Origin of the sequence: Cellulosimicrobium sp. ES-005 (assembly GCF_040448685.1) — a bacterium.
GTDB classification, from domain to species: Bacteria; Actinomycetota; Actinomycetes; order Actinomycetales; family Cellulomonadaceae; genus Cellulosimicrobium; species Cellulosimicrobium cellulans_G.
Genome location: NZ_CP159290.1, coordinates 3,475,684 through 3,488,372 on the forward strand (window position 1 = coordinate 3,475,684; position 12,689 = coordinate 3,488,372).

Genomic DNA, 12,689 nt, shown 5'->3' on the forward strand with positions numbered 1-12,689 from the left:
CCGAGGCTAAGCGACCGTTGCCGGGGGCATCACCGACCCTCCGGTCGGTTCTGCGCGCAGCAGAGGGCGCGGCCGCTGGTGTCCGTGCGCGGGCGCAGCGTCAGCGCGAGAGCGCGGGTGAGGTCGCGTCGGCCCCGACGGCGCGCAGCACGAAGGCCTCGGTCGCCTCGATCGCCTGCTCGCGCGCGGCCGGGTCGTCGGGGACGAGCCGACCGGACAGGCACGCGTTGACGAGCTGCACGGTGGTGTCGATGTCCTGCTCGGGAAACTCCCCGACCTCGATGCCCGACGCCACGATGCGGCGCAGGATCGTCTCGACGAGCTCGGCGTGCTCGCGCAGGCGCTGGCGCGTCGTGCGCGACAGCACGGTGCGCAGGTCCGGACCGGGGGCGAGGTGGAAGATGCGCTTGAGCTGCGCCTGCTGGCGGATGTAGGTGCGGAGCTGCTCGACCGGGTCGTCCACGTCCTCCAGCGCCCGCTCGAGCGTCCCCACGTACTGCTCCGTCTCGTGGGTGATGAACCCGAGGAGCAGGGCCTCCTTGTCGGGGAAGTGGTTGTACACCGCGGTGCGGCCGACGCCCGCGGCGGCGGCGATGTCGGCGAGCGAGATGGCGTCGAAGCCGCGGTCCATCATGAGGGTCGAGAGCGCCGCGAAGAGCTTCTGCCGGGTCTGGGCGCGGTGCTCGTGGAGGGACCCTCCGATGATCTTGGGCATGCTGACATCATAGGGAGGTCGTGTCAGAACGCTAATCGGCTCCTCCGGGCCGCAGCCGGGCCGCAGCCGGGCCGCAGCCGGGCTGCAGCCGGGCTGCAGCCGGGCTGCAGCCGGGCCTCCCGGGCGCGCCCCGACGTCTGGCACACTGCCGCCATGGACACGACCGCGGCGCCCGACGGCGTCCCCGCCAGCGCCCCGGACCCGGACTTCCCGCCCGTCCCCGCGGACACCAAGGACTGGACGTGGGTCATGGAGCGACCGTGCCCCGAGTGCGGGTTCGTGGCGGCCGCGGTGTCGCCCGACCGCGTGGGGGCCGCGGTGCGCGACGCGATCCCGCGCTACGTCGGCGCGCTGGGCCGCGAGGACGTGCGCGTCCGCCCCGACGCCACGACCTGGTCCGTGCTGGAGTACGCCGCGCACGTCCGCGACGTCTTCTCCGTGTTCGACGTGCGCGTGCAGTCGATGGTCGAGGGCGACGACCCGCAGTTCGCGAACTGGGACCAGGACGCCACGGCGGTCGAGCAGGACTACGCGCACCAGGACCCGGCGACCGTGGCGCGCGAGCTCGAGATCGCGGGCGACCGGGTCGCGGGCCGGTTCGACGCGCTCGTCCCGGAGCAGTGGGAGCGTCCCGGACGGCGCTCGAACGGGTCGGTGTTCACGGTCCGCACCCTCGGCCAGTACTTCGTCCACGACGTCGTCCACCACCTGCACGACGTCGGCGCCTGACCGGGCGCGGCCCCGGCCCGCCGCGGCAGGAGAAGCACGGTCGTGACACGGCCGTAACATCCCGGCATTCCGGACGCCCTACGGTCCGGTCATGGACGCCACCGTCGCCGGTCTCGTGCCGGACGCGCACGCGGGAGCGCACCTTCTCGCGGTGCCTCGCTCCCGCGGCGCGGCTCGTACGCCCGTGGACACCCTCGCGCGCGCCTGGTTCGCCGACGCGGCGTGGACGACGCCGCCCGGCGGCGGGGGAGCGACCCGGCCCATGGTGGGGGCGCGGTTCCGCGGCGTGGTGCCCGAGGGCGTGGTGACGCCGGGCGAGCTCCGGCTCGCCGAGGGCGCGCGCCTCGTCGGACCCTTCCCGCTCACGCCACCGCAGACGCAGGCGCTCGACCTCGCGGGCGGGAGCGCCGAGGCGTTCGCCCTGCACGTCGACGACCCGGCGCCGCGCGGGGCCCCGGCCCCGCTCGTCGACGACCGCGACGGCCTCGCGCGGGCGTTCGCGGCGGGGCTGCCGCAGGGGCTCGAGCTCCAGGTGCTGGGCTGGGCGGTCGCGGCGGCCCGGCGCGTCGGGGGTGCGGTCGTCGCGGACGGTCGGACCGTGCTCACGCCCGACCCTGCCTCGGGGGTCGACCTGACCCTCTACAGCGCCCAGGTGCTCGGCCCCGACGCCGCGCTCGGCGTCCTGCGCACGACGGTCCCGAGCGCGCAGGTCGTCGCGGTCCACCCCCGCCCGGACGGCCTCGCGGAGTACGTGCTGTCGGGGGACACCCCGTACGACGGCGCGGTCCGGCTGGCCGCGCAGCGCGTGCCGCAGGTGCCGCTCGCGCTCGGTGCGCTCGACTGGCGCGAGCACGGGCCGCACGCCTACCGCGTCACGTGGGTCCCCCAGGACCCGTACGAGCTCGAGGTCGAGCGGCCGTCGGGGCTGCACGTCATCGCGCGCTCGCGCGCCCGGGTGCTCGTCGCCCGTCTCGCGGCGATGCTCCAGGGCCGCCTCGCGGGGACGCTCGTCGACGACGGCGGCTTCGTCGTGCGGGACCTCGACCTCGACGAGCGGCTCACGCCGGCGGCGACGCCGACGACGCAGTTCTGGGTCTGAGCGACGGCGTGCGCACGAGGCGCGGGTCGTGGTCGAACCGGGCGTGTCGCCCGCGCGAACTGTCCACAGATTTCGTCCACAGGGTTGTGGGTCCCGTGGGAATCGTGCGGGGCCGCCTGTGGACGAACCTGTGGCCTTCGCGACCGGTCAAATGACATCGGTGGGAACTCTTGCAGGGCCTCCGGGTGAGGACTACAAACGTGCTAACGGCCCGGACGGGCGCAGACGGACGACGGTGTTCCGCACGCAGGGGTCTGACGGCCCCGCCAGGAGCGCACGACGACCGGCGCGCACGCCAGGGCACGGCTGACCGGAGAACGGTGGACGACCCGCGACCCCCTGCTGCGGGGCTGCGCGCGACGGCGCAGGTTCCGACCGGACCCGGAAGGCCGACCGCGATCGGCGTCAGCACGCCTGCCCGGGGCATCCGGAGCGGGCGTGGGGACGCCGGGCCGCCACGTCGCGAGCGGCGCCCCGACGGGCCACCGGCCCGACCGCCCCGGGGTCGCGCGGACACGGCGAGGCCCCTCGGAATCCTGCTCCGAGGGGCCTCGCTGCCATTCTCCCGCGGGCGTCCCGCGACGCGAAGACCCGTCCGCGGGCCGGTGGGCCGGGTCCGTCCGCCGCGCCTACGCTCGTGCCATGAGCAACCTCGAGACCCGGCCCGAGGAGCGCGTCTGCTCCGCGGGCGCCCCTGACGGCGCGGCGCCCGCGGTGGAGATCCTCGAGCACCGCGACGTCCCGCTCGGGGGCACGCGCGCGATGCGGGTGCGCCGCACGATCCCGCAGCGCGCGCGCTCGCTCGTGGGGGCGTGGTGCTTCCTCGACCACTACGGGCCGGACCCGCTGCCCGCGATCGGCGACGGCACCGACGGCATGCAGGTCCCGCCGCACCCGCACACCGGCCTGCAGACCGTCACGTGGTTGTTCGCCGGGGAGATCCTGCACCGGGACGCGGTCGGCTCCCTCCAGACGGTCCGGCCCGGCGAGCTCAACCTCATGACCGCGGGTCGCGGCATCTCCCACTCGGAGGAGTCGCCGCGCGGCGTCCGCCCGCCGGTCCTGCACGGGGTCCAGCTCTGGGTCGCGCTCCCGGGCGACCGGCTCGACGACCCGCCGGCGTTCGAGCACCACGCCGACCTGCCGGTCGCGGACGTCGCCGGTGCCCGGGTCCAGGTCTTCCTCGGGAGCCTGCGGGTCGCGGGCGCGGGGCTGCGCTCGCCCGCGACGACGTACTCGCCCCTCGTCGGGGCGCAGGTGGACCTGGCGGCCGGGGCGCGCGTGACGCTGGACGTCGACCCGGCGTTCGAGCACGGCCTGCTCGTGGACGACGGGACGGTGCGCCTGGAGGGCGAGGTGGTCCCGCCGTCGTCGCTCGGGTACGTCGCGCCGGGCCGTGCGACGCTCACCGTCGAGGCCGGGCCGGACGGCCCCGCGCGGGTCGTGCTCGTGGGCGGCGAGCCGTTCGGCGAGGACATCGTCATGTGGTGGAACTTCGTCGGCCGGTCGCACGACGACGTCGCGCGCGCCCGCGCCGACTGGCAGGCGCAGCTCGTCGTCACCGGCGGGGAGGGGCCGAACCACGGCGGCACGCGGTACGCCGAGGGCGCGCGCGACGGACGCTACGGCGAGGTCGTCGGGTACGACGGCGGCCCGCTCCCGGCACCCGCGCTGCCCGACGTCCGCCTGCGGCCCCGCACCCGCCCGGCGGCGCGCCAGTAGACTGCCGCGCATGGCCAAGAACTCCACGCCCGACTTCGTGCTGCGCCCGTTCGAGGGGCTCCCCGGCGAGACCGACTGGGTCGCGATGCGCGAGGTCGTGCCCTCGGCCACCGCGACCGCCCGCACGACCGCGGAGCACGGCGCGCGCGACGTCACCGTCGTGACCGTCCTGCCCGCGGGCTGGGCCGCGCTGCACCGCCAGGACGGCGCGATCCTCCTCGCGGTCCAGACGCTCGCGGGCTCGGGCGACACGAGCCGCGACCTCGCCGCGGCGCTGCTGGAGGCGATCGACGCCGAGCCCGGCACGTCCATCGAGATGAGCGCGCTGCCCGACGCCGGCCCGCGCCTGCAGGACGTCCTCGACCTCTCCGTCCCGTTCGACGTCACCGTCCACGACGACTTCGCGTTCTGGCTCGACCCGGCCGAGGAGGTCACGCCGGACCTGCGCGCGTCGCTCGACCAGGCGGCCGAGTCGATGGTGCCCACGGTGAAGCTCGACGCCGTCCCCTCGGCGTACTGGTGCCGCATGTCGCGCGAGTTCCTGCGCTGGGCGCGTCCGGAGCCCGAGGACGCGCTCATCGACGCGATCTCGCGCCTGCACGCGCGGCGCGAGTCGGGCCTCGCGGGCGGCAAGTTCGTCGGCGCGTTCCGGTCGAGCGGTGTGCTCGTCCCGGTGTGGGAGCTGCCGCGCGGGACGGAGGCCGACGAGCTCGAGGGCCCGGTCGCGGAGCTCGACGCGCTCCTCACGGAGGCGCTCGCCGTCACGGAGCCGCTCGACGCGAACGAGCGCCGGGCGCGCGCGGGGATCGTGTCGCGCCAGGTGACCCTGCGCTGACGCACCCGCTGCCGGCCGGCGGCCCGACGCGCAGCCCGCCGACGCCCCTGTCGGCGGGCTGTCGCGTCGAGTAGGATCCGGGGGACCTGGGAACGCAGCCCGGTCGTCCTGCGAAGATCCCGAGCGGATCTGCTGGTGGAACGACGACACTTCTGCGGCCAACTCTTTGCACTACTAGGCTGGACGGCGTGAACGCGGACCATCGGTCGACTGAGTCGGGGAACAACACGGGCAGTGCTCCTGCCGGCGCGGCGAGCACGCCGCCGACGTACCTCTCGGCGTCCGGCACGCGGGCACGCACGCCCCGGCCGACGACCGGCGAGGGCCGGACCGGCCGCGCGGTGCGGCAGCGCGTCGCCGTGATCATCCCGGCGAAGGACGAGTCCCGGCGCATCGCCGCGACGGTCCGCGCGGCCAAGGCGATCCCGCACGTCGACCTCGTGCTCGTCGTGGACGACGGGAGCGAGGACGACACCCAGCACGTCGCGCGCGAGGCCGGCGCCGTCGTCGTGCGCCACTCGCACAACCGCGGCAAGGCCGCGGCCATGGAGACCGGCGCGGCCGTCGTCGCGATGCGCGACGCCGCCGACCGTCCCCCGCGCCTCCTGCTCTTCATCGACGGCGACCTCGGCGAGACCGCCGTGAACACCGCGCCGCTCGTCGCGCCCGTGCTCGACGGGTACGCGGACCTCGCGATCGCGCTGCTCCCGCCGCAGCCGGGGGCCGGCGGCCGGGGGATCGTCGTCGGGGCCGCGCGCCGCGCGATCCAGTCGCTCACGGGGTGGACCCCGACGCAGCCGCTCTCGGGCATGCGCTGCCTCACGCGCGAGGCGTTCGAGGCCGCGACCCCGCTCGCGCGCGGCTGGGGCGTGGAGACCGGCATGACGATCGACCTGCTCCGCAAGGGGTACGTCGCCGTCGAGGTGCCGTGCGACCTGCGCCACCGCGCGTCGTCCAACGACCTCAAGGGCCAGCTCCACCGCGCCGCGCAGTACCGCGACGTGCTCCTGGCCGTGAACGCGCGCAAGATGCGCTCCGCCGTCGACCGGGTGCGGGCCGCCGACCAGCACTGAGCCCGGCCCGGCGACCGCCCGGCGCGTCGTCCCGTCCCGCGGGTGGCGAGCGTCTCCGGGGGAGCCCACCCTGGGTGGACGGAGCACGGTGTCGTGCCCGGTGGCTCGCGTCCGCGCGAGGCCGCACCGACGACGACGGGGGCATCGCCATGTGCACGGGCATCAGGTTCTCGGACGGCAGGGGGAGCGTCTACCTCGCACGGAACCTCGACTGGACGAGCGGGTACGGGCAACGGGTGGTGCTGACGCCCACCGGGTACGCGCCGAGGTCACCGTTCGGCGCGGTGCCCGCCATCCGGCACGCGACGCTCGGCATGGGCATCGTGGCGGAGGGGACGCCGCTCTACTTCGACTGCGGCAACGACGCGGGCCTCGCCGTCGCGGGGCTCAACTTCCCGGGATACGCGGCCTACGCGCCCGGCCCGGTCGACGGCGCGGTCAACGTCGCCGCGTACGAGCTCCCGCTGTGGGTGTGCTCGCAGTTCGCGACGGTGGACGAGGTGGAGGCCGCGCTCCAGGACGTCGTGGTCGTCGACCGACCGATCGACGACACCTACCCGAGCTCGATGCTGCACTGGATCGTCGCCGACGCGACGCGCGCCGTCGTCGTCGAGCACACGGCGGACGGGATGCACGTCTTCCACGACGACGTCGACGTCCTCACGAACCAGCCCGGGTTCGGCTGGCACCACGAGAACCTGCGCAACTACCTCAACACCTCGCCCGACTTCCCCGGGGACACGGAGCTGGGCGGGGCGGTCCTCACCCCGTTCGGCTCGGGCTCGCACATGCGCGGCATCCCGGGGGACTACTACTCGCCGTCGCGGTTCGTCCGCGCCGCCTACGTCAACGCCCACTACCCGACGCAGGAGAGCGAGGAGCAGAACGTCAGCCGCGCCTTCCACACGCTGCAGCAGGTCGCGATGGTCGAGGGCAGCGCCGTGATGGCGTCGGGCGAGTCCGAGATCACCGTCTACACGGGGCTGTTCTCCTCGCGCACGTCGACCTACTACTGGAACACCTACGAGGACCCGGCGGTCCGGAGCGTCGCGATGTCCGACCTCGCGGCGGGCGGCACCGAGCTCGTGCTCGCGTAGGAGGGGAGGCTCAGCGCGCCGCGCTCTGCACCCGTGAGGTGGAGTCCTCCGGCTCGCTCCCGGCCGCGTCCGGCGCGGCGCCCGGCGTGCCCTCCCGGGAGCCCGGCACCTCCTCGGTCCCGGTGCCGTCAGCGGCGGCGTGCAGCGCCGCGACGGTGAGCAGCGGCACCGCCGGGATGAGCGCGATGAGCGCGATGCGCACGCCGAAGTCGTTGACCAGCGACCCGGCGACGCACACGATCCACAGGGCGAGCACGGTCGGGCGCACGAGCGGCCACGCGGCCTCGGTCCGCGCGAACCACCCCGGCGTGAACCGCCGCGGCCAGAACAGCACGAGCGCCGTCGCGACGAGGACGAGGATCGTCAGCCACACGGGCACGCCGCCCAGCACGGAGCGGGCCGCGTAGCCGGCCTTGCGGAGCAGGGTCTCCCACGCCGAGCCGTCCACGACCTGGCCGACGAACCGGCCGAGGTGCGAGCGCTCGTCGGCCGGGCGCAGCCAGTCGAGCACGCCGACCGCGGCGACGAGGCCGACGCCGGCGGCGGCGACGAGCAGGAACCGCCGCCACGTGACCCGGGCCCCGGACGCCGCCAGCCCCAGCACGGCGAACGCCGGCACGACGACGAGCCCGCCGCCGAGGTCGGCCCCGAGGGTCGGCCACACGTCCACGACCATCGTCACCACGCCGATGACGCCCACGACCGTCGCGGCCACGTACCGGCGCCCGCGGGCCACGAGCCACTGGGCGAGCGCGGCCGCGAGGACGAGCGCCGCGACCGCGTACACGGAGAACGTCGGGTTGCCGAACCCGTAGAACCGCGCGCCGAACGTCGGTGCGGAGCCGAGCGGGCTGGCGCGGTTCAGCGGCGTCCCGACGAGCGCGTCGAGCGTGAGCACCGCGAAGGTGATCCCGGCGACGATCCCCGGCCCGAGCCACACGGGACGCCGCGGGGCGAGCGCGCCGAGCGCGGCGACGGCCGCCGTCGCGAGCACGGTCGACACGACGATCGCGAGGGTCTGGTTCGCGAACCGCCACCAGCCGGTGAGCGACACGAGGAAGGCCGCGGTCGGGACGGCGGCCACGACGAGCGCGGCCCCGCGCGCCCAGTGGGCGCCCCGGGCCCAGCGGGCGCGCGCCCGGTCGCCGGTCGCGCGCGCGGCCCGCGGCGCGAGCAGCAGGCACAGCCCGGCGATGGCGAGGCCCGCGTAGAGCGGCACGTCGACGAACGCGGTGTAGACGGCGCGCCGCACGTGGTCGCGCGTCGTGAGGTCGGCGAGCGCGTCCGCGGTCGAGGTCGCGTCCGGGGGCCGCGGCGAGCCCCACGCCAGCGGCGTGTCCTGGATGCGTGCGGGGGTCGCGACGCCGGCGGCGTCGAGCACGGTCGCCGGGACGTCGAGCACGCGCGCGACGCCGTCGGTCCGCGTGGCCGCGCTCGTCACGTAGCGCGCCTGCTCGGGGCCGTCGAACGACGGTCGCACGAGCGTCGCGCCGAGCGCCGGGCGCGTCCCGGGCGTGCCCGCGACGTCGACGACGAGCACCGTCGTCCCGGTCGGGGTGGCGTCGAGCACGGCGCCCACGGTGGCGTCCACGGCGGCGAGCCGGTCCGTCCGCAGGGAGGCCCGCAGCGCGGCGCGCTCCTCGGCCGGGAGGTCGGGGTCGACCGTCGGGGTCGTCGCGTCGCCGGCGTCGACGACGGTCACGGGGCACGCGAACGCGTCGCTCCCGGGGGTGGTCGCGCGCGCGAGGTCCCGGTAGCGCGCGACGTCGCCCCGCGAGTCCGCGAGGGCGATCGCCGCACCGGGCCCGACGGCCGTCGCGCACACGGTGCTCGTCGAGGCGCCCGACGAGGCGCCCGCGACGTCGCCGGTGAGCGCGTCGCCGAGCACGCCCAGCCGTGCCTGGTAGCCCGAGCCGTGCTGCAGCGCGACGAGCTCGTCCCAGCCCTCGACGTGCGCGCCGTCGGCGGCCTCGGTGGAGGTGACGGGCTGCGCCGTCGGGCACTCCCACGTGCCGTCGGGCGCGCGCTGCGTCGCGACCTCGGCGAGCTGCCCGGCCGAGAGCGCTAGCCAGCCGCCGACGGTGCAGCGGCTCGCCGCTCCGGTCGGCTGGGCGACGCCGCCGGCGCCGGCACCGTCGGTGAGCAGGGCGTGCAGGTTCGGCGTCGTCGCCGCCGTGACGTCGCTCCACGTGACGCCCGTGGTCCCGACGACGACGAGCGGCCGGTCGGTGGCGATGGCGTCCGCACGGGTCACGGCCGCCTCGCCGCCCGCGGGCGCGGCGCTGGACGTGGGACGCAGCCCACCCGAGGCGAGCACCGTCGACACGAGCAGGACGACGAGCAGGAGCCCGCCCCCGACCGTGAGGAGCATCGTGGGCATGTGCCGGATCCCCGGTTCGGGGAGCGCGGACGCCGGGCGTCGCGGCGCCTCGCGCGCGAGGAAGCCGGGCACGATCATCGCGGTCCCGACGACGACGACCATGACGGCGATGATGATGCCCGAGTCGTTGAGCACGGAGCCGACCCCCGCGACGACCACGAGCGCGACCACGAGCTCGCGCAGCAGCGGCCACCGTTCGTAGGCACGCGCGACCTCGGGCAGACGGAAGCGCTCCGGACGCAGCGCCGCGAGGGCGGCGAGGACGACGAGCACCGCCGCGACGGCGCCCGCCGGCTGTGCGACGGTGTGCCAGGCCCCGAGGGCCTTGCGTCCGATGACCTCGAGCGCCGCCCCGTCGAGGACGGTCTGCACGAACCCGCCGAGGTGCGAGCTGCCCCCGGGCAGCAGCCAGTCCACCACCGCGACGACGGCGACCACGAGCACGGTGAGCCCCGCGACGACGAGCGCTCGCAGCCACGTGATCCGCACCCGGCCGACGAGCAGCGCCAGGACGGCGAACGCGGGGACGAGCGCGAGGATCCCGCCGAAGTCGGCGCCGAACGCGGGCCAGCCGTCGATGACGATCGTCACCGCCCCGACCGCGACCACGAGCCACGCCGCGAGCCGCCGCCGTCCCCGGGCGAGCGCCGTGGACGCCAGGCCGCCGGCGAGCACGAGGCCCGCGACCGCGTACACGGCGAACGTCACGTTGTTGAAGCCGTAGAAGCGCGTGAAGCCCGCGACGGCGGACGTGCCGAGCAGGGACGCCTGCTGGAGGGTCGTGCCCGTCGCGCCGTCGACCGTGAGGACGAGCCACGTGACGCCCGCGAGCGCCGTCGGCAGCGCCCACGGTCGGCGCGGGAGGAGGCGCGAGGCGGCCCACGCGACGAGGGCGACGGCGACGGCGCTGACGGCGAGGGCGAGGGTGAGTGCGGGCGCCGGCGCGCTCCACACCCACCACCGCGACAGGCTCGCGAGGGAGGCTGCGACGGGGGCAGCGGCCGCGACCAGGAGCACCGCGGACAGGACGCGCAGGCCGGCCGGGCCGGGGCGCGCCGGCAGCCCGCGCCGCGCGGCCGCGCGGCGCACCCAGAGCGCCCCGCCGAGCGCGACGACGAGCGTCGCGACGAGCAGCCCGACGAGCACGGGGTAGAGCGTCGGGATGGTGCTCGTGAGGACGTTGAGGTACTGCCGGTTCTCGACCGTGCGCGCCACGTCCATGCGTCGGACCTCGCCCAGCGACAGCGGTGCGCCGTCCAGACCCTCGGTGCTCCCGCCCGCCTCCTCGACGACGGTCGCCGTGAGGTCGACGAGCTGGACGATGCCGTCCTTCTGCGTGCTCGGGGAGTGCAGCCAGCGGCTCGTGGGCTCGCCCTTGCGCCAGTCGACGACGACCGGGAGCCCCGGCTCGCCGACCGGCCCCGAGGGCACGCCCGCGACGAGCACCCGCGTCCCGCGGTCGACCTCGTCCATGACGCGCGCGAGCGCCTCGTCGAGCGCGTCGAGGCTCTGCCCCCGCCCGGGGGAGGAGTCGACGATCTCGCCCTGGTCGACCACCGTCACGTCGCACGCGTCGAGCCCACCCTCGGGCAGCGCCGCGAGCGCGGACGCGTACCGCTCGACGTGCCCGTTCGCGTCGGCGAGCATCACGGCCGCGCCCGGCCCGACCGCCGTCGTGCAGACGCCGGTCTCGGCGAGCCGCGTCGCGAGGGTCCCGGGCGCGTGGTGCGTCGTCGGGGCGGCGGCCTCCTCCTCGGAGGGCGCCGTGAGCGTCGCCCACCCGGGGACGTCGGCGGGCAGCGCCTCGGGCGCGGTCGCTCCCGACGTCGTCGGGGTGGGGACGGGGAGCGGCGGGCAGCCCGGCGTGGGCGGCTCGGCGCTGACGGGCGGCGCCTCCACCGGCTCGTCGGCCGCCGGGTCGGAGGACGAGACCATCTGCCCGGCGGACAGCGTGAGCCACGCGTCCGTGGCGCAGGACGTCCGCCCCACGCCGAGCGACGCGACCGACCCCGTCCGGATCATCGACCACAGCGTGGGCGTCGCGGTGGGCGAGACGTCGCTCCAGTACAGGCCCGCCACCGCGACGAGCACCACGGGGCGCGGGTCGTGCGTCGGCGCGGTGCCGGTCGTCCTGCCCGTCGCGGCGGCGCTCGTGGTGCCGGTCGCGGTCGCGGTCGTGCCCGACGGCGTCGCGGCCGCTGCCGGCGCGGCGACGGTCCCGAGGAGGGCGAGCAGGGTCAGGGCGACCGCCGCCGCGAGCGCGGTCGCCCGCGTGCCCGTCGCTCCCCGGCGTGCGGGGAGGGTGCGGGCAGGGGGGAGCGCGGCGGCCGGGAACGTCACCGGACCAGCCTACGGGGGCGCCTCGCGCCCGGACCGGGCCGACGAGCGGCGTCGTCGCAGGTCCGCGCGGGACGCTCACGCGCCCTCCACGCCCGCTGCGCGGGTATGCGCTGGACGGCCAAACTTGTACCCGTGTACAAATTGGGTCCATGTACAAGTTTGGGAGCCGACCGTGCGACCGCTGAGCCGTGCCGAGGCGCGCGCCGCGATCGTGAACACCGACCCGTCGGAGGGCAGGGTCCGCCTGCCTGCGCACTTCGACGCTCTGCGCTGGGACGATCTCGACTACCTCGGGTGGCGGGACCCCCGGGCGCCCCAGCGCGCCTTCCTCGTGGCCGAGGGCCTCGACGGCCGTGCGCTGGGCGCGGTCCTGCGCCAGAGCCCGAGCCACGCGGAGACCGGAGGGCGCGCGGTCATGTGCGCCCTCTGCCGCTTCACGAGGCGCTTCAACGAGGTGGCGCTCTTCGCCGCTCCCCGGCCGTCGTCCGACAAGAGGCGACGCCTGAGCACCGTGGGCATCCTCGTCTGCACCGATCTGGACTGCGGCCGGAACGTGCTGGCTGCCCCCGTGCGAGGCCCGCTCGACCCGCCCGCGGAGGAGGTCGTCCGGGCTCGCCGGGCGGGGCTCCGGACGCGTACTCTCGCGTTCCTGCACGGCCTGACCGACGGCGCCGGCACGACACGGACGAGGAGCTGACG

The 12,689-nt window shown here is 76.2% G+C and carries 9 protein-coding genes; 7 read left to right on the forward strand and 2 right to left on the reverse strand.

The features are described from left to right. Positions 1-100: 100 nt before the first annotated feature. Positions 101-715, reverse strand: coding sequence for a TetR/AcrR family transcriptional regulator (locus tag ABRQ22_RS15565; RefSeq protein WP_253052306.1), 615 nt, complete (start codon positions 713-715; stop codon positions 101-103). Between the two features lie 153 nt (positions 716-868). On the opposite strand from ABRQ22_RS15565, the gene ABRQ22_RS15570 reads away from it, so the two are divergent. The 6 genes from ABRQ22_RS15570 to bsh all read left to right on the forward strand — a co-directional run bounded on the left by ABRQ22_RS15570 (position 869) and on the right by bsh (position 7,270). Then, positions 869-1,444, forward strand: coding sequence for a DinB family protein (locus tag ABRQ22_RS15570; protein ID WP_353707385.1), 576 nt, complete (start codon positions 869-871; stop codon positions 1,442-1,444). A gap of 91 nt (positions 1,445-1,535) precedes the next feature. After that, positions 1,536-2,543 carry a hypothetical protein gene (locus ABRQ22_RS15575; protein ID WP_253052310.1) on the forward strand — a complete coding sequence of 336 codons (1,008 nt, stop codon included), beginning with the start codon at positions 1,536-1,538 and terminating at the stop codon, positions 2,541-2,543. Positions 2,544-3,185: 642 nt separating this feature from the next. Continuing rightward, the gene (locus tag ABRQ22_RS15580; protein WP_353707386.1) at positions 3,186-4,265 is read left to right on the forward strand and encodes a pirin family protein; all 1,080 of its coding nucleotides are present in this window, start codon (positions 3,186-3,188) and stop codon (positions 4,263-4,265) included. Between the two features lie 10 nt (positions 4,266-4,275). Next, on the forward strand, positions 4,276-5,100 hold the full coding sequence (locus ABRQ22_RS15585) for a DUF5926 family protein (protein WP_253052314.1): 825 nt from the start codon (positions 4,276-4,278) through the stop codon (positions 5,098-5,100). Positions 5,101-5,441: 341 nt separating this feature from the next. Further along, positions 5,442-6,173, forward strand: coding sequence for a glycosyltransferase family 2 protein (locus ABRQ22_RS15590; protein WP_253052521.1), 732 nt, complete (start codon positions 5,442-5,444; stop codon positions 6,171-6,173). A 149-nt stretch (positions 6,174-6,322) separates the two neighbouring features. Next, on the forward strand, positions 6,323-7,270 hold the full coding sequence (gene bsh, locus ABRQ22_RS15595; RefSeq protein WP_353707387.1) for a choloylglycine hydrolase: 948 nt from the start codon (positions 6,323-6,325) through the stop codon (positions 7,268-7,270). 10 nt (positions 7,271-7,280) lie between these two features. Here the strand turns inward: bsh and ABRQ22_RS15600 are convergent, their stop codons facing one another. Beyond that, the gene (locus ABRQ22_RS15600) at positions 7,281-11,990 is read right to left on the reverse strand and encodes a hypothetical protein (RefSeq protein WP_353707388.1); all 4,710 of its coding nucleotides are present in this window, start codon (positions 11,988-11,990) and stop codon (positions 7,281-7,283) included. Positions 11,991-12,162: 172 nt separating this feature from the next. On the opposite strand from ABRQ22_RS15600, the gene ABRQ22_RS15605 reads away from it, so the two are divergent. Beyond that, positions 12,163-12,687 carry an FBP domain-containing protein gene (locus ABRQ22_RS15605; RefSeq protein WP_353707389.1) on the forward strand — a complete coding sequence of 175 codons (525 nt, stop codon included), beginning with the start codon at positions 12,163-12,165 and terminating at the stop codon, positions 12,685-12,687. Positions 12,688-12,689: the final 2 nt, after the last annotated feature.

Coding starts and splice junctions, on each gene's coding strand:
- ABRQ22_RS15565 (WP_253052306.1), bottom strand. CDS start 715: ATGCCCAAGATCATCGGAGGGTCCCTCCACGAGCACCGCGCCCAGACC.
- ABRQ22_RS15570 (WP_353707385.1), top strand. CDS start 869: ATGGACACGACCGCGGCGCCCGACGGCGTCCCCGCCAGCGCCCCGGAC.
- ABRQ22_RS15575 (WP_253052310.1), top strand. CDS start 1,536: ATGGACGCCACCGTCGCCGGTCTCGTGCCGGACGCGCACGCGGGAGCG.
- ABRQ22_RS15580 (WP_353707386.1), top strand. CDS start 3,186: ATGAGCAACCTCGAGACCCGGCCCGAGGAGCGCGTCTGCTCCGCGGGC.
- ABRQ22_RS15585 (WP_253052314.1), top strand. CDS start 4,276: ATGGCCAAGAACTCCACGCCCGACTTCGTGCTGCGCCCGTTCGAGGGG.
- bsh (WP_353707387.1), top strand. CDS start 6,323: ATGTGCACGGGCATCAGGTTCTCGGACGGCAGGGGGAGCGTCTACCTC.